Genomic DNA, 17,150 nt, shown 5'->3' with positions numbered 1-17,150 from the left:
TGTTCGGTCAGAGGGACTTCGAGACCAGGCCGATGAGGTCGACCAGGCGGTTGGAGTAGCCCCACTCGTTGTCGTACCAGGAGACGATCTTGACCTGGTCGTCGATGACCTTGGTCAGGCCGGCGTCGTAGATCGACGAGTGCGGATCGGTGACGATGTCCGAGGAGACGATCTCGTCCTCGGTGTACTTGAGGATGCCCTTGAGCGGGCCCTCGGCGGCCGCCTTCATCGCCGCGTTGATCTCCTCGACGGAGGCCGGGGTGGCGAGGTTGGCGGTCAGGTCGGTGACCGAGCCGGTGGGGATCGGCACGCGCAGGGCGTAGCCGTCGAGCTTGCCGACCAGCTGCGGCAGGACGAGACCGATGGCCTTGGCGGCGCCGGTGCCGGTGGGCACGACGTTCAGGGCGGCGGCGCGGGCGCGGCGCAGATCCTTGTGCGGGCCGTCCTGCAGGTTCTGGTCCTGGGTGTAGGCGTGGACCGTGGTCATCAGGCCCTTGACGATGCCGAAGCTGTCGTCGAGGACCTTGGCGATCGGTCCGAGGCAGTTGGTGGTGCACGAGGCGTTGGAGATGATGTTCTGGCTGCCGTCGTACTTGTCGTCGTTGACACCCATCACGACGGTGAGGTCCTCGCCCTTGGCGGGCGCCGAGATGATCACCTTCTTGGCGCCGGCGTCGAGGTGACCCTTCGCCTTCGACGCGTCGGTGAAGATGCCCGTCGACTCGACGACGACGTCGACGCCCAGGTCGCCCCACGGCAGCGCGGCCGGGCCTTCCTTGACCTCGAGGGCCTTGATCCGGTGGTCGCCGACGACGATGGTGTCCTCACCGTCGAGGCTGACATCCTGCGGCAGCCGGCCGAGGATCGAGTCGTACTTGAGCAGGTGGGCCAGAGTCGCGTTGTCGGTGAGGTCGTTGACCGCGACGATCTCGATGTCGGTGGTGCCGAGCGCCTTCTGCGCCTCGACAGCCCGGAAGAAGTTACGTCCGATACGACCGAAGCCGTTCACGCCTACCCGGACAGTCACAATTACGCTCCTTTGCCCATTTCTTCTGGTTGTGCCAGTGTTGCCCGCCGCGGCGCCGGAGACATCGGCGCCCACCGGCAGGACTCATCGGTCGATGTGACCCCTACCCTATCTGCGGTGCCGGCGGAGCGCGGCAGGAGGCCCGGGCCGGCCAGCCAGCGTGCCTGGACATCACAGCTAGGCCTCGTCGAGCAGCTCCGGGGTCACTGCCGATTCGGTGTCGGGGATGCCGAGATCCTTGGCGCGGCGATCGGCCATGGACAGCAGTCGGCGGATGCGTCCGGCGACGGCGTCCTTCGTCATCGGGGGGTCGGCGAGCTGGCCCAGTTCCTCGAGGGAGGCCTGCCGGTGCTGGACGCGCAGGGCGCCCGCCGCGGCGAGGTGGTCGGGCACGTCGTCGCCGAGGATCGCCAGGGCCCGTTCGACGCGGGCGGCCGCGGCCACGGCGGCGCGCGCGGAGCGGCGCAGGTTGGCGTCGTCGAAGTTGGCGAGCCGGTTGGCGGTGGCGCGGACCTCGCGCCGCATCCGGCGCTCCTCCCAGGTCAGCCGGGTGTCCTGGGCACCCATGTGGGTGAGCAGCGCCCCGATGGCTTCGCCGTCGCGCACGACGACCCGGTCGGCGCCGCGCACCTCGCGGGCCTTGGCGGCGATGCCGAGGCGGCGGGCGGCGCCGACGAGCGCGAGCGCGGCCTCCGGGCCGGGGCAGCTGACTTCGAGGGCGGAGGAGCGGCCCGGCTCGGTGAGCGAGCCGTGGGCGAGGAAGGCGCCGCGCCACGCCGCTTCGGCGTCGGCGATGCTGCCGCCGACGACCGGGGCGGGCAGGCCCCGCACCGGGCGGCCACGCACGTCGAGCAGGCCGGTCTGACGGGCGAGGGCCTCGCCTTCCTTGGCGACGCGCACCACGTAGCGTGAGCTCTTGCGCAGTCCGCCGGCGCCGAGGACGTGCACCTCCGCCGAGTAGCCGTAGAGCTCGAAGATCTCGCGGCGCAACCGGCGGGCGATCGACCCGAGGTCCACCTCGGCCTCCACGACGACGCGGCCGCCGACGATGTGCAGCCCGCCGGCGAAGCGCAGGAGGGCGGACACCTCGGCCTTGCGGCTGCTGGTGCGGGTGACCGCCAGCCGGCTCAGCTCGTCCTTGACCTCCGCTGTCATTGCCACGTCGGGATCTCCCTTCCGTCCCGCTGCGCGAGATCCCGGGGGCGGGCCGCGTCGGGCAGGTGTCGTTCCAGGACCGCCGCCAGTTTGGCGGGATCGTGTCGGTGGGTGCCGGTCTCGGCGACGTCGGCGTAGACCACCCGGGCGCCGAATCCGGCGGCCGCCCGGCACAGGTGTTCGCGTTCGCGTCCTTCGGGTACCGACGCGGAGTCGACGACCACGTGGTCGACCCGGAAGTCGGGGGCGTGCTGGGCCAGCACGTGCAGATGCCGCTCGGTGGAGAATCCGGCGGTCTCCCCCGGTTCGGCAGCGAGGTTGAGCACCAGCACCTTGTGGGCGGGCGCCGCCACCAGCGCCTCGTGCAGCTCGGGGACGAGCACGTGCGGGATGACGCTCGAGAACCACGAGCCGGGCCCGAGCACGACGAGGTCGGCGGCGCCCACCGCGTCGAGCGCGTCGGGGCACGCCGGCGGGTCGGCCGGGATCAGCCGCACGCGCCGCACCTTGCCGGGGGTGGTGGCGACGGCGACCTGCCCGCGGATGATCCGGCTGGCGCGCGGATCGGATTCGAGGCCGGACACGTCCGCCTCGATGTCGAGGGCGATCGGCGACATCGGCAGCACCCGGCCGCGCACCTCGAGCAGCTCGGCGACGCGGTCGAGCGCGGCCACGGGGTCGCCGAGCACCTCGGTCAGTCCGGCCAGGATCAGGTTGCCGACCGAGTGTCCCGCCAGGGCGCCGGTGCCGCCGAACCGGTGCTGGACCGTCTCGGTCCAGGTGTGGATGCGGGGGGTGTCCGCGGCGAGCGCGGCCAGGGCCATGCGCAGGTCGCCGGGCGGTATGACGCCGAGTTCGGCGCGCAGCCGCCCGGAGGACCCCCCGTCGTCGGCGACGGTGACGACGGCGGTGACGCGGTTACTGAGCCGGCGGACGGCGCTGAGGGTGGCGTACAGGCCGTGGCCGCCGCCCAGGGCGACGATCGACGGTTCCGGCGCGGCGACCTGCCCGCCGGGCCCGGGTGCGGGGGCCGCGGTGCCGGGGCCCGTCATTCGCGCCCCAGATCCCGGTGCGCGACGTGCACCGCCAGCGTCGGGTCGGTTTCCAGGCGCGCGGCGAGGGCCTCGCTCATCGCCACGCTGCGGTGCTTGCCGCCGGTACATCCCACCGCGATCGTCATGTAGCGCTTTCCCTCCCGGCGGTAGCCGGCCGTGGTCAGTTCGAGGAGCCGATGATAGGTCTGCAGGTAGTCCTGGGCCCCGTCCCGGCTCAGCACGTAGTCGCGGACGTCGTCGTCCTGGCCGGTGTGCGGGCGCAGTTCGGGCACCCAGTGCGGGTTGGGCAGGAACCGCACGTCGCACACCACGTCCGCGTCCATCGGCAGACCGTACTTGAACCCGAAGGATTCGACGGTGACCCGGATCGAGTCGGCGTCGCCGTCCCCGAACGCGGAGTCGATCTTGCGGCGTAGTTCCGGACCGGACAGCGACGACGTGTCGACCACCAGATCGGCGGCCGCCTTCACCCCGGCGAGCTGGGCGCGTTCGGCGGCGATGCCGTCGGTGAGGGTGCGGTCGGCGGTGTCGGCCTGCAGCGGGTGGCTGCGCCGGACCTGCTCGAAACGACGCACGAGGACCTCGTCGGTGGCCTCGAGGAACAGCACCCGGGTGCGCACGGGCCGGGCGGCCAGTTCGGTGACGACCCAGCCGAGGTCGCCGGTGAACAGGCGGCTGCGGACGTCCATGACCACGGCGAGGCGCTGCAGGGGCGGGTCGGCCTGCACCGCGAGATCGACCATCGAGGTGACCAGTTGCGGGGGCAGATTCTCGGCGACGAACCAGCCGAGATCCTCGAGTGCCGTCGCGGCGGTGCTCAGGCCGGCCCCGGACAGGCCGGTGACCAGGGCGACCTCGGCGCGCGGGCGGAGTTCACCCCGCGGCCGGGGTCGAGGCTGCGCCGTCTGCGCCTGCTGCGTCACCGTTCCGTCTCCGTTCGTCCGCCCGACACGCCGACGGTGCCATCATCACTCACCGGCGTGTCCGGCGCAGCCTCGCCCGCCGTCTCGGTGTCCGGGGCGTGGCCGCGCAGGGCGTCGAGCACGGCGCGGGCGGTGGCGACACCGATGCCCGGCACCGCGGTGATCTCCTCCACGCTCGCCTCCCGCAGCCGGGCCACCGACCCGAAGTGCGCGACGAGCGCGTTGCGCCGCGCCTGCCCGAGCCCGCGAACCCCGTCGAGCGCGGACGCGGTCATCCGCCGGGACCGCTTGCTGCGGTGGTAGGTGATGGCGAAGCGGTGCGCCTCGTCGCGCACCCGCTGCAGCAGGTAGAGCGATTCGCTGGTGCGCGGCAGGATGACCGGGTCTTCCTCTCCCGGCACCCACACCTCCTCGAGCCGTTTGGCCAGGCCGATCACCGCGACGTCGGTGATGCCGAGTTCGTCGAGCACCTCCGCCGCGGCGGCGACCTGCGGGGCACCACCGTCGACGACGTACAGGTTCGGCGGGTACGCGAAGCGGCGGGGCCGCCCGGTGGCCGGGTCGAGCGCGGCCTCCAGGGCGAGGTCACCGCCGTCGCCGTCGCGGGCGGCGACCGGGTCACCGCGGCGGGCCGCGTCCGGGTCACCGCGGCGGGCCGCGTCCGGGTCACCGCGGCGGGCCGCGTCCGGGTCACCGCGGCGGGCCGCGTCCGGGTCACCGCGGCGGGCCGCGTCCGGGTCACCGCGGCGGGCCGCGACCAGGTCACCGCCGGCCGCGGCGAGGTCCCGGTTGTGCCGCAGGAATCGGCGCCGGGTCACCTCGGCGATGGAGGCGACGTCGTCGGAGCGGCCGTCGCCGGCGGCCTCGCGGATGGCGTAGTGGCGGTAGTCGGACTTGCGGGGCAGGCCGTCCTCGAACACCACCAGCGACGCCACGACGTCGGTGCCCTGGACGTGGCTGATGTCGACGCACTCGATGCGCAGCGGGGCCGAGTCCAGGTCGAGGGCCTCCTGGATGCCCTGCAGGGCGGCCGAGCGGGCGGTGAAGTCACCGGCGCGGCGCAGCTTGTGCTGGGTCAGCGCCTCGTGCGCGTTGCGCTGCACGGTCTCGGCGAGGGCCTTCTTGTCCCCGCGTTGCGGTACCCGCAGCCGCACCGGCCCCCCGCGCAGGGTGCCGAGCCAGCGGCTCATCTCCTCCGGGTCGGGCGGCAGGGCGGGCACGAGCACCTCCCGCGGCACCGCGCTGCCGGCCGGTTCGGCCCCGGCCGCCGACAGCGCGGCCTCCTCGCCGTAGAACTGGGTGAGGAACTGCTCGACGAGCAGCGACACCTCCGTCTCGGCGTCGGACGCGCCTGCCGCGGTCTCGGGCCGGTCGACCACGTCCCCGGACTTCTCCACCACCCAGCCGCGCTGTCCGCGCACGCGGCCGCCGCGCACGTGGAACACCTGTACGGCCACCTCGAGCTCGTCGCCGGCGAAGGCGACGAGGTCGGCGTCGGTGCCGTCGCCGAGCACCACCGCCTGCTTCTCCATGGCCCGGCGCAGCGCCCCGAGGTCGTCGCGCAGGCGCGCGGCGGTCTCGAAGTCCAGGTCTTCGGCGGCGGCCTGCATGCGCTGTTCGAGGTCGCGGACCAGCTTGTCGGTGCGGCCGGCGAGGAAGTCGCAGAAGTCTTCGACGATGCGCCGGTGCTCGTCGGCGTCGACGCGGCCCACGCACGGCGCCGAGCACTTGTCGATGTAGCCGAGCAGGCACGGGCGGCCGATCTGCGCGTGACGCTTGAACACCCCGGCGGAGCAGGTGCGGGCCGGGAACACCCGCAGCAGCAGGTCCAGGGTCTCGCGGATGGCCCAGGCGTGGGAGTAGGGCCCGAAGTACCGCACGCCCTTGCGGCGCGGTCCTCGGTAGACGAACAGCCGCGGGTAGTCCTCGTTCAGCGTCACCGCGAGCATGGGGTAGGTCTTGTCGTCGCGGTAGCGGACGTTGAAGCGCGGATCGAACTCCTTGATCCAGTTGTATTCGAGCTGGAGCGCCTCGACCTCGGTGCCCACCACGGTCCACTCGACGGACCCGGCGGTGGTCACCATCTGGCGGGTCCGCGGGTGCAGCGACGCGACGTCGGCGAAGTACGAGTTCAGCCGCGAGCGCAGGCTCTTGGCCTTTCCGACGTAGACGACGCGGCCGTGCGGGTCGCGGAACTTGTACACCCCCGGCTCCACCGGGATGGTGCCGGGAGCAGGGCGATAGGTCGAGGGGTCGGGCACGGGTCCAGGCTAGTCGGCGGTGCCGACGCTCCCGCCGTACCGCTGTTCGAGCTCGCGGAACGCGGTCAGCGCCGCGACGGCGTGCTCGCCGTCGCGGGCCTGTACCGCGACGACGGGCACGTACTCGTCCTGCGGCAGCTCGAGCCTCGGCCACGGCTTGCCCTGGGGGAAGCTCATGCCCCGGACCTGATCCCAGCCGAACGTCTTCTCGCCGAGGATGTTGCGGACCGCCACGCCGGCGGCCCCGGCGCGCAGCCGGGGCCGGGTCAGCAGCAGCACACCGCCGGAGACGACCACCCCCACGCAGACGATGGCGATCTGATCGGCGAGGCGCAGGTTCACGCCGGTGTCGCCGCCGGCGCGCAGCACGAGCGCGGCCCCGATGTGGCCGAGCATGAGCAGGACCGCCGCGACGATCGCCCACCGGGTCATCTTGCGGCTGCGGACCTCGAGGTCCCAGACGGTGTCGGCGGCGGAGGTCACCGCGCGGCCCCGCGCAGCCGCCGCAGGGTGACGGCGGTGTCGAGGGCGGCGGCGCACGCCTGGCCGCCCTTGTCCTCGACGGAGCCGGGCAGTCCGGCCCGGTCGAGGGCCTGTTGTTCGTCGTTCGTGGTCAGGACGCCGTTGCCGACGGGGGTGCCCTCGTCCAACGCGATGCGGGTCAGCCCGTAGGTGACCGCGTCGCACACGTACTCGAAGTGCGGGGTGCCGCCGCGGATCACGACGCCGAGGGCGACGACCGCGTCGTGGGTACGGGCCAGCTGCTGGGCGACGACCGGCAGCTCGATCGCACCGGCGACGCGTTCGACGGTGACGTCGGTGACGCCGGCCCGCTCGGCGACGCGCTGCGCCCCGGCGACGAGCGCCTCGGAGATCTCGGTGTGCCAGCGGCCGGCGACGATGGCCAGCTTCAGCCCGCCCGCCTCGGACAGCTGCAGCTCGGGCAGTCCTTCGCCGCTCATCTACGCGTCCCCCGCCTCGTAGTCGTCCAGGCCGATCAGGTCGTGGCCCATGCGGTCCCGCTTGGTGCGCAGATAGGTGATGTTCTCGGAATTCGCGCGCAGCGGCATCGCCACCCGCTCGGTGATCTGCAGCCCGTAACCGTCGAGGCCGACCCGCTTGGCCGGGTTGTTGGTGAGCAACCGCATCGACGAGATGCCCAGGTCCACGAGGATCTGCGCGCCGATGCCGTAGTCGCGGGCGTCGGCGGGCAGGCCGAGCTGCAGGTTCGCGTCCACGGTGTCCGAGCCGGAGTCCTGGAGCTGGTAGGCCTGCAGCTTGTGCATCAGCCCGATGCCACGGCCCTCGTGTCCGCGCATGTACAGCACCACGCCGCGGCCCTCCATGGCCACCATCTCGAGTGCGGCGTCGAGCTGCGGACCGCAGTCGCAGCGCAGCGAGCCGAACACGTCGCCGGTCAGGCACTCCGAGTGCACCCGCACGAGCACGTCGGCGCCCTCGCCGTCCGGGCCGGGGATGTCGCCGAGCACCAGCGCGACGTGTTCGACCTCGTCGTAGACGCTCTGGTAGCCGACGGCGGTGAAGTCGCCGTGCCGGGTGGGGATGCGGGCCTCGGCGATGCGCACCACGTGCTTCTCGTGCTTGCGGCGCCAGGCGATCAGGTCGGCGATGGAGATCAGGGCGAGCTTGTGTTCGTCGGCGAAGACCCGCAGTTCCTCGGTCTGAGCCATGTGGCCCTCGTCCTTCTGCGAGACGATCTCGCAGATCACCCCCGCCGGACGCAGGTCGGCCATGCGGGCGAGGTCGACGGCGGCCTCGGTGTGGCCGGGCCGGCGCAGCACGCCGCCCTCCTTGGCGCGCAGCGGCACCACGTGCCCGGGGCGGGTGAAGTCCTGCGCGGTGCTGTTCGGATCGGCGAGCAGGCGCATCGTCGTGGCCCGGTCCGACGCGGAGATGCCGGTGCCGATCCCCTCGCGCGCGTCGACGGTCACCGTGTAGGCGGTGCCGTGCTTGTCCTGGTTGGTCGAGTACATGGGGGGCAGGCCGAGGCGGTCGCAGTCCTCGCCGGCCAGCGGCACGCACAGGTACCCGGAGGTGTAGCGCACCATGAACGCCACGAGTTCGGGGGTGGCCTTCTCGGCCGCGAAGATGAGGTCGCCCTCGTTCTCGCGGTCCTCGTCGTCGACCACGACGACCGCCTTGCCGGCTGCGATATCGGCGATCGCGCGCTCGATGGTGTCGAACCTCGTCACTTGCGTGGGCTCCAAAATCTCGTGTACGGACAAACTGATTGCCGAGTTCAACAGTACGACTCAGCGGCCGGCGGCCTGCAGCCGCTCCACATACTTGGCGATGACGTCGACCTCGAGGTTGACGAGCGTGCCGGGCGCGGCACTGCCCAGGGTGGTCAGCGACAACGTCGTCGGGATCAGGGAGATCTCGAACCACTCGTCGCCGGGCGTCCCGCCGAGGGCGGAAACGGTCAGCGAGACCCCGTCCACGGTGATCGAGCCCTTGTGCACCACGTACCGGGACACCTCCGCCGGCAGCGAGATCCGCACCACGGTCCAGTTCTCCGACGGGGTGCGGGAGAGCACGGTGCCGGTGCCGTCGACATGCCCCTGGACCAGGTGCCCGCCGAGACGGCTGTTCAGCGCCGCGGCCCGCTCCAGGTTGACGCGGCTGCCCGGACCGAGCTGCGACAGGCTCGAACGGTCGAGGGTCTCCTTCATCACATCGGCGGTGAAGGAGTCACCGCCCTGGACGTCGACGACGGTCAGGCACACACCGTTGACGGCGATGGAGTCGCCGTGGCCGGCGTCGGAGGTCACCACGGGCCCGCGGACGGTGAACCGCGCCGCGTCGGCGAGGTCCTCCCGCGCGACGATCTCCCCCAGTTCCTCCACGATCCCGGTGAACACGTACCCGCTCCTTCACTCCCGGTCGGGGACCAGGGTCAGCAACACGTCGGCGCCGACGGTTTCGACGCGCTCCCGACGAAACCGTAGCGCCTCGGCGATCGTGCCCACGCCCGCGTCCCGTACGGCGGACGGTCCGGCCCCGAGCAGGACCGGCGCGAGGTAGGCCTGGATGCGGTCGACCCGGCCGGCGGCGAGGAACGCCCCGGCCAGGCGCGGGCCGCCCTCGAGCAGCACGTCCGCCCGGTCCGCGAGCGCGCCGAGCACCTCGTCGGGGTCGTGGGTGCGCAGCACCAGGGTCGGCGCGGCGTCGTCGAGAACCCGTGCGGTCCTGGGGATTTCACTTCGGCCGACGACGACGCGCAGCGGTTGGTGCGGGGCCAGCGAGCCGTCCGGCCGCCGGGCGGTCAACCACGGGTCGTCGGCGAGGACGGTGCCGGTGCCGACGACGATCGCGTCGAGGCGGGCACGCTCGGCGTGTACGCGGGCCCGTGCCTGCGGGCCGGAGATCCAGCGGCTCGTGCCGTCGGCCGCGGCGCTGCGCCCGTCCAGGCTCGCCGCGTACTTCCAGGTCACGTGGGGACGTCCCGTGCGCTGCCGGTGCAGCCAGGCGCGCAGCGCGCCCGCCTCGGCGAGTTCGGCGCCGAACCCGCCGTGCACGCTCACCCCGGCGGCGCGCAGGGTCTGTGCGCCGCCGGCGGCGGGCGGATTCGGATCGGTCACCGCGTAGTAGACGGCGGCGACGCCGGCACGCAGCAGCGCCTGGGCGCACGGCCCGGTGCGGCCGGTGTGGTTGCACGGCTCGAGGGTGACCACCGCGGTGCCGCCGCGGGCCCGCTCCCCCGCTTCGGTCAGGGCCACGACCTCGGCGTGCGGGCCGCCCGGCGGGCGGGTCGCCCCCACCCCGGCGACCTGCCCGGCCGCGTCGAGGATCACCGCGCCGACCGGCGGGTTGGGGGTGGTGGTGCCGCGCACCGATTCGCCGGCGTCGAGCGCGAGGCGCAGGGCCGCGTCGAGCGGTGCGCCGCTCACCGCCGCCCCGCGCGGAGCACCGCTCACGGGGCCAGGGTCAGGTGCGGGGAGGCGTGCGCAGCCCGCTCGCGCAGCTTGCGCACCGCCTCGCCCGGGTCGTCGGCCCCGTACACGGCCGACCCGGCGACGAAGCAGTCGACACCGGCCTCGGCGGCCGCCTCGATGGTGTCGGCGTTGATGCCCCCGTCGATCTCGACGAGCAGGGTCAGCTCGCCGGCGTCGACGAGGCGGCGGACGGCGCGGGCCTTGTCGAGCACGTCCGGGATGAAGGACTGGCCGCCGAATCCGGGCTCGACGCTCATCACCAGCAGCGTGTCGAACTCCTCGAGGATCTCGAGGTACGGCTCGATCGGGGTGCCGGGCTTGACGCTCAGCCCGGCCCGCGCACCGGCGGCCCGGATGTCGCGGGCGACGGCGACGGGGTTGTCGGTGGCCTCGACGTGGAAGGTGACGTTGTGGGCGCCCGCCTCGGCGTAGGGCGGCGCCCAGCGACCCGGATCCTCGATCATCAGATGGCAGTCGAGCGGGATGTCGGTCGCCTTCAGCAACGACTGCACGACCGGAAGGCCGAGGGTCAGGTTCGGGACGAAGTGCGCGTCCATGACGTCGACGTGCAGCCAGTGCGCGTCGGCGACCGCGGCGGCCTCGTCGGCGAGCCGGGCGAAGTCCGCGGAGAGGATGGAGGGAGCAATCATCGGGTGGGCCACGTCCACCGAGTTTAACGGTCCCGGCGGCGGACTCTGCCGCCCGTCACGGTGCCCGCGCCGCCGGCGCGGGTTTTCATGACTTTCGACCCCTGGTTCGGTCTGCTGGGCGATGCTTGAGTGGACGATGGCGGGTCCGGAACCGCTGGGCCCGATGCGGCAGTGGGGAGCGAGAATGGCCACGCACACGGTGTGGGTTCGACCGATCGGCGACGTGGGCGCGGAGGACGCGCCGACGGTGGGCGGCAAGTCCGCCAACCTCGGGGAGATGACCCGCGCCGGGTTCCCCGTGCCGCCCGCCTTCGCCATCACCACCGCCGCCTATCTCGATGCGATGGCCGCGGCGGGAGTGCGCGACCGGCTGCGCGCCGAGGCCGTCCCGGCCCCCGACATCGACGACGCGACGCTGATCCGCACCTCGGCGGAACTGGCGGCGCTGGTGACCGAGTCCACGGTGCCCGACGAAATTCGCGCCGCCATCGTCGCCGCCTACGAGAAACTGGGCGTGGACGTGCCGGTGGCGGTGCGGTCCTCCGCGCCCGCCGAGGACGCCGCGGACACCTCCTTCGCGGGAATCCACGAGTCGTACACCAACATCGCCGGTGCCGACGCGGTGGTGCGCGCCGTGCAGGCGTGCTGGGCGTCGCTGTGGTCCGAACGCGCCCGCACCTACCGCGGCCTGCGCGGGGTGACCGACGAACCGTCCATCGCCGTCGTGGTGCAGGTGATGGTGCGCTCGGAATCGTCGGGGGTGGCGTTCACGGCCGATCCGCGCACCGGCGAACTCGATCGCATCGTCGTCGAGGCCGCCCTCGGTCTGGGCGAGGTCGTCGTCGGGGGGCAGGTCGAGCCCGACACCTACGTCGTCGCCAAGGACGGCTTCACGGTGCTCGATGTACATCTCGGGCATCAGGAGTTCCAGATCGCCTCCACCGACGCCGGCGACAGCCGCGTCGCGGTCGATTCGTCACGGCAGATCCGCGTGCTCGACGAGGAGCAGCTCGGGAAGGTCGCGCGGCTCGCCGCGGACGTCGAACAGCACTACGGCCGGCCGCAGGACCTCGAGTTCGCGTTCGCCGAGGGTGAGCTGTGGATCGTGCAGACCCGCCCGATCACCACCCTCGGGATGCCTGCCGCCGCTGCGGCGTCGGGCAACGGACAGGCGGCGCCGCTGCTGACCGGGCTCGGTGCCGGCCCCGGCCGGGCCACCGGACGGGTCCGGGTGCTGCACGAGCTGGTCGACGGCAAGCGCCTGAGCGACGGGGAGATCCTCGTGGCCCCGATGACGCGCCCCGACTGGCTGCCGATCCTGCGCCGCGCCGGCGGCATCGTCACCGACGGCGGCGGCATCACCTGCCACGCCGCGATCGTCGGCCGCGAACTCGGCAAACCCGTCGTCGTGGGTGCCCGCACCGCGACGCAGGACCTGCAGGACGGCCAGCTGATCACCGTGGACGGCGACGCCGGCGTCGTCTTCGACGGGGAGGTCCGCCCCGAGCGGCCGGCCGCGGCCCAGACCGCCGCCCCGGCGGCCGCCGCATCCGCGCCGACCGTCACCGCGACAGCCGTGTACGTCAATCTCGCCACCCCGGACGCCGCGCAGGCCGTCGCCGACACCGACGTCGACGGGGTGGGGCTGCTGCGGGCGGAATTCATGATCACCGAGGCGCTCGCCGGCCAGCATCCCGCCTACATGATCGCGCAGGGCCGGCGCGAGGAGTACGTGTCGAAGATGGCCGACGGCGTCGCGCGGATCGCGGCGGCCTTCGCCCCGCGTCCGGTGGTGTACCGCGCGATCGACCTGCGCAGCAACGAGTTCGCGAACCTCGAGGGCGGCGAGACGGAGCCGGACGAGGAGAACCCGATGATCGGGTACCGCGGCTGCTTCCGCTACGTGCGCGACCCCGAGCTGTTCTCGCTCGACCTCGACGTCCTGCATCGCGTACGCGCGCAGCATCCCAACGTGCACCTGATGATCCCGTTCGTGCGCACCCGCTGGGAGCTGAAGGAATGCCTGGGCCAGCTCGACGCGCATCCGCTCGGCACCGATCGGCGGATGCTGCGCTGGATCATGGCCGAGGTCCCGTCGGTGGTGTACTGGCTGCCCGAATACGCGAAGCTCGGCATCCACGGCGTGTCGATCGGCAGCAACGACCTGACCCAGCTCGTGCTCGGCGTCGACCGCGACTCCGAGATGTGCAAGGACCTGTTCGACACGCTCGACCCGGCGGTGCTGGACGCGATCGACCACATCATCGAACGCGCGTCGGCGGCCGGCCTGACCACGTCGCTGTGCGGGCAGGCCGTCTCCACCAGCACCGAGCTCGCCGAGCATCTCGTGCGCCGGGGCATCACGTCGGTGTCGGTCACGCCGGACGCGGCCGCACAGACCCGGCGCACGGTGGCGCGGGCCGAGCAGCGGATCGTTCTGGACCGCGCCCGGCACGAGCACTGACGACCCCGGGCGACCGGACCCGTCGGCCCGCTCGGCACCGCCCGGACGACGGGGACGATCGGGTGTCACCGCTCGCGCGCGAGGACGTCGAACCGTTCGACGTCCTCGCGCCGGCAAACCTGGCTGCCCGGGGTGAGCAGCGCCGCCGAGCCGGCGGCGATGCCCAGTGCCAGGGCGTCGCGCAGCGACCGCCCCCGCAGCAAGCCGACGACCAGTCCGGCGACCATGCTGTCGCCCGCGCCGACGGCGCTGCGCACGGGCACGTCCAGCGCTTTCACCCGCGCGGTCGTGTCGGCGGAGACCAGCAGCGCCCCGTCCGGCCCGAGCGAGACCACCACGACCTCGGCGATGCCGGCGTCGACGAGCTCGTGGGCGGCCGCGGCCTGTTCGTGCGGGGTGCGCAGTTCCCGGCCCACCCACTCGCGCAGCTCCCGCAGGCTCGGTTTGACCAGGTGCACACCGGACTTGATGCGGCGCAGCGCGTCCCCCGACGAGTCGAGGACGAAGCGGGCGCCGGCATCGGTGGCCGCGTCGGCCACGCGCTGGACGAACTCGCCCGGCACACCCGGCGGCAGGCTGCCGCTGGCGACGACGTACCGCGCACCGGTGGCGGTCTCGACGAGCACGTCCAGGCACCGTTCCTGATCCCGCACGCTCAGCTCCGGGCCGGGCAGCACGAACCGATACTCCTGGCCGGTGCTGCGCTCGATCGCCGTGAACGACTCCCGGGTCATGCCGTCGATGTCGATGCGCCGGCTGTCGACGCCGCCGCCGGACAGCAGCGCCGAAAGCATGTCCCCGGTCGGGCCGCCGGCCGGATACACCGCTGCGGCCGAGACACCGAGCACCCCGGCGACCTTCGCGACGTTGATCCCGCCGCCGCCGGCCTCGAGTCGCGGCGCCTCGCAGCGCAGTTTACTGGTGGGCCGCACCTGCTCGGTATAGGTGGTCATGTCGAGCGCCGGGTTCATGGTCACGGTGACGATGTCGGGCACGACGTGCCTCCTGCCGGGAGCGGGCGGGTCGCGTCCGACCGTATCCGAGCGCGGACCGATTCTCCCGGCGTTCGCGCGGCGAGCTCGCCGGTCAGCTCGCCGGGGCGCGCAGCGCGGCCATGAACATCGCGTCGGTGCCGTGCCGGTGCGGCCACAGCTGCACGGACGGACCGTCGCCGAGACGCGGCACGCCGGGCACGAGCTCGCGCGTGTCGAGCTGCTCGACCCGGTGCCGCCGGACGGCGTCGGCGACGACGGCGAGGGTCTCGGACGTGTGCGGCGAGCACGTCGCGTACAGCACCACCCCACCCGGCCGCAGCAGCCCGATCGCCGAGGCGAGGAGCTGCTTCTGCAACCGCACCAGCTCGGCGACGTCGCCGGGGTTGCGCCGCCACCGGGATTCGGGCCGGCGACGCAGGGCGCCGAGCCCGGTGCACGGCGCGTCGACCAGGATGCGGTCGTAGCCGGGTCCCAGGCCGGGCTCGCGGCCGTCGGCCACGTGCACCGTCACGGGGAGGCCGCGGGTGGACTTGCGGACCAGTTCGGCGCGGTGCTCGACCGGTTCGACGGCGTCGACGGTGAAGCCGTCGATGTCGGCGAGCGCGCCGAGCAGGGCGGCCTTGCCGCCCGGGCCGGCACACAGGTCCAGCCACCGGCCGTGGTCGGGCCCGTCGAGGGGGGCGAGGGTGAGCGCCCGCGCCACCAGCTGACTGCCCTCGTCCTGCACTGCGGCCATGCCCTCGCGCACGGCGTCGAGCTTGCCGGGATCACCGCCGGCATCGAGATGCACGGCGTAGGGCGACCAGGCCCCGATCTCGCCACCGGTGGCCAGCGCGAGTTCCTCCGCGGTGATCACCCCCGGGCGGGCCACCAGGTGCACCACCGGTCGGGCGTCGTCCGCCGCGAGCACCTCCTCGAGCTCCCCGGCGTCCGGGCCGAGCGCGACCGCGAAGGCCTTCGCGATCCACTCCGGGTGCGCATACCGGAAGGCCAGGTGTCCCACCGGGTCGCGAGCCGGGTCGGGGGCGAGCTCGGCGATCCACTGTTCCTCCGGCTTCTCCGCGACGCGGCGCAGCACCGCATTGACGAAGCCGGACTTGCCGTGGCCGAATTCGCCGCGGACGATGTCGACACTCGTCGCGACGGCCGCGTGCGGGGCGATGCGGGTCCGCAGCAGCTGATACGTGCCCAACCGCAGGGTGTCCAGCAGCGCCCCGTCGATCTCGGTGACGGGCCGGTGGGCACAGGCGGCGATCACGGCGTCGAGCAGGCCCTGGGCGCGGGCGGCGCCGTATGTCAGCTCGGTGGCCAGGGCGGCGTCGCGCCCGTCGAGTCGTCGCTCGCGCAGCAGCGCCGGCAGCACCAGGTTGGCGTAGGCGTCGCGCTCCCGGACGGCGCGCAGCACGTCCCGGGCGGCGAGCCGAGCCTGGTCGAGGCCGGCCTCGGCGGGCGACGGCCGGCGGGCCTGCCGGGGCTTGTTGTTGCGGTCCCCGGGCCCGCGGCGGGACCGGCGGGCGGGGCGGCGGGACTCGGTCACTGGGCGCGTACCTCCGGGTCGAGGCGGGCGCCGCGAACCCAGTCCGCGGCCGCCATCGTCTTCTTGCCGGGCGGCTGGACCTGCCCGAGTCGCACGGCGGTGCTGCCGGTGCCGACGAGGACACCGTCCTTGCGGGCCAGGATCTGCCCGGGCGCGAGGGTCTCGTCGGTGCCGGTCACGGGTCCGAGCTTCACGCGCAGGTCGCCGATCATCGTCCAGGCCCCGGGCGCGGGCGTGACCGAACGGATGTGGCGGTCGACGAGGTGTGCGGGACGGTCCCAGCTCACCCGAGCCGACTCGACGGTGACCTTCGGGGCGTGCGAGACGCCGTCCGGGGGTTGGGGCACCGCCGTGAGCACCCCGTCCTCGAGGCCGTCGAGGGTCGATTCGAGCAGCACGGCTCCGGAGTCGGCGAGCCGGGCGAGCAGATCTCCCGCGGTGTCGTCGGGCCGGATCGTCTCGGTGACCACCCCGTAGACCGGGCCGGTGTCGAGGCCCGCCTCGAGCCGGAACGTGCTCGCGCCGGTCACCTCGTCCCCCGCGGCGAGCGCGGCCTGGACGGGCGCGGCGCCGCGCCAGGCGGGCAGCAGCGAGAAGTGGAGGTTCACCCAGCCGAACTTCGGGATGTCGAGCACCGGCTGCGGGATGAGCGCGCCGTAGGCGACGACCGGGCAGCAGTCGGGGGCGAGTTCGGTCAGCCGGGCGACGAAGTCGGGGTCGCGGGGCCGCTCCGGGGTGAGGACCTCGATGCCGTGTTCGTCGGCGAGCTGCCCCACGGCCGAGCGGACGACCCGCCGTCCGCGGCCGGCGGTGGTGTCGGGCCGGGTCACGACCGCGACCACCTCGTGGCGCGGCGAGTCGAGCAGGCGGCGCAGGGCCGGTACGGCCGGTTCGGGGGTCCCGGCGAACACCAGCCGCACGTCAGCGGCCCGTCCGCGGGCGGGAAACGAGGCCCCGGCCCCGGGACGAGGACCGTGCTGGGCCGACCGAACTGTTCACGAATGCTGCTCCCGGATCTCGACGACGAATGGTGCCCTCAGTCTAGGGACCGGGCCTGCGGGCGGTGACAGCCGTCCGCGAACCCGACGGGCCGGGCCGGGCGTGACGAATCCCGGCACCCGTCGGGC

General features: G+C 73.3%; 15 protein-coding genes. 1 reads left to right on the top strand and 14 read right to left on the bottom strand.

The annotated features are described in order from the left end of the window. Positions 1-7: 7 nt before the first annotated feature. The 11 genes from gap to rpe form a co-directional block, all read right to left on the bottom strand. A complete protein-coding gene (gene gap / locus F1734_RS13720) occupies positions 8-1,027 on the bottom strand; it encodes a type I glyceraldehyde-3-phosphate dehydrogenase (RefSeq protein WP_010595104.1) in 1,020 nt (339 codons plus the stop codon). A 177-nt stretch (positions 1,028-1,204) separates the two neighbouring features. Further along, positions 1,205-2,182, bottom strand: a complete 978-nt coding sequence (whiA, locus tag F1734_RS13715; protein WP_017682091.1) for a DNA-binding protein WhiA — start codon at positions 2,180-2,182, stop codon at positions 1,205-1,207. Then, complete coding sequence (locus F1734_RS13710; RefSeq protein ID WP_010595106.1) at positions 2,179-3,234, bottom strand: gluconeogenesis factor YvcK family protein; 1,056 nt, start codon at positions 3,232-3,234, stop codon at positions 2,179-2,181. The genes whiA and F1734_RS13710 overlap by 4 nt, the downstream gene beginning before the upstream one ends. Next, entirely contained in the window at positions 3,231-4,085 is an 855-nt protein-coding gene (rapZ, locus tag F1734_RS13705) for an RNase adapter RapZ (protein ID WP_172603666.1), read from the bottom strand. The genes F1734_RS13710 and rapZ overlap by 4 nt, the downstream gene beginning before the upstream one ends. A 71-nt stretch (positions 4,086-4,156) precedes the next feature. Then, positions 4,157-6,421 carry an excinuclease ABC subunit UvrC gene (uvrC, locus tag F1734_RS13700; protein ID WP_203010687.1) on the bottom strand — a complete coding sequence of 755 codons (2,265 nt, stop codon included), beginning with the start codon at positions 6,419-6,421 and terminating at the stop codon, positions 4,157-4,159. A 9-nt stretch (positions 6,422-6,430) separates the two neighbouring features. Further along, positions 6,431-6,904 (bottom strand): PH domain-containing protein, encoded by a 474-nt coding sequence (locus tag F1734_RS13695; RefSeq protein ID WP_017682233.1) that lies wholly within the window; start codon positions 6,902-6,904, stop codon positions 6,431-6,433. Next, complete coding sequence (ribH, locus tag F1734_RS13690) at positions 6,901-7,383, bottom strand: 6,7-dimethyl-8-ribityllumazine synthase (protein ID WP_124259435.1); 483 nt, start codon at positions 7,381-7,383, stop codon at positions 6,901-6,903. The genes F1734_RS13695 and ribH overlap by 4 nt, the downstream gene beginning before the upstream one ends. Beyond that, positions 7,384-8,634, bottom strand: coding sequence for a bifunctional 3,4-dihydroxy-2-butanone-4-phosphate synthase/GTP cyclohydrolase II (locus F1734_RS13685; RefSeq protein ID WP_006937680.1), 1,251 nt, complete (start codon positions 8,632-8,634; stop codon positions 7,384-7,386). Between the two features lie 60 nt (positions 8,635-8,694). Next, entirely contained in the window at positions 8,695-9,303 is a 609-nt protein-coding gene (locus tag F1734_RS13680) for a riboflavin synthase (RefSeq protein ID WP_010595111.1), read from the bottom strand. 12 nt (positions 9,304-9,315) lie between these two features. Further along, positions 9,316-10,359, bottom strand: coding sequence for a bifunctional diaminohydroxyphosphoribosylaminopyrimidine deaminase/5-amino-6-(5-phosphoribosylamino)uracil reductase RibD (gene ribD / locus F1734_RS13675; RefSeq protein WP_238423948.1), 1,044 nt, complete (start codon positions 10,357-10,359; stop codon positions 9,316-9,318). Next, positions 10,356-11,039, bottom strand: a complete 684-nt coding sequence (gene rpe, locus F1734_RS13670; RefSeq protein WP_026138115.1) for a ribulose-phosphate 3-epimerase — start codon at positions 11,037-11,039, stop codon at positions 10,356-10,358. The genes ribD and rpe overlap by 4 nt, the downstream gene beginning before the upstream one ends. Positions 11,040-11,211: 172 nt before the next feature. Between rpe and ppsA the strand changes: the two genes are divergently transcribed. Further along, positions 11,212-13,491, top strand: coding sequence for a phosphoenolpyruvate synthase (gene ppsA / locus F1734_RS13665; protein ID WP_203010686.1), 2,280 nt, complete (start codon positions 11,212-11,214; stop codon positions 13,489-13,491). Positions 13,492-13,556: 65 nt separating this feature from the next. Here the strand turns inward: ppsA and F1734_RS13660 are convergent, their stop codons facing one another. The 3 genes from F1734_RS13660 to fmt form a co-directional block, all read right to left on the bottom strand. Continuing rightward, a complete protein-coding gene (locus F1734_RS13660) occupies positions 13,557-14,486 on the bottom strand; it encodes a 1-phosphofructokinase family hexose kinase (protein ID WP_048773529.1) in 930 nt (309 codons plus the stop codon). Between the two features lie 91 nt (positions 14,487-14,577). Next, positions 14,578-16,023 (bottom strand): RsmB/NOP family class I SAM-dependent RNA methyltransferase, encoded by a 1,446-nt coding sequence (locus F1734_RS13655; protein WP_040271520.1) that lies wholly within the window; start codon positions 16,021-16,023, stop codon positions 14,578-14,580. Then, a complete protein-coding gene (gene fmt, locus F1734_RS13650) occupies positions 16,020-16,943 on the bottom strand; it encodes a methionyl-tRNA formyltransferase (RefSeq protein WP_040271518.1) in 924 nt (307 codons plus the stop codon). Before fmt ends, F1734_RS13655 begins: the two co-directional genes overlap by 4 nt. Between the last annotated feature and the right edge of the window lie 207 nt (positions 16,944-17,150).

It is taken from the genome of Rhodococcus ruber (assembly GCF_016804345.1).
Classification (GTDB): Bacteria; Actinomycetota; Actinomycetes; order Mycobacteriales; family Mycobacteriaceae; genus Rhodococcus; species Rhodococcus ruber.
Note: the sequence above shows the minus strand (reverse complement) of the source record. Positions and strands in the feature narration are given on the sequence as shown.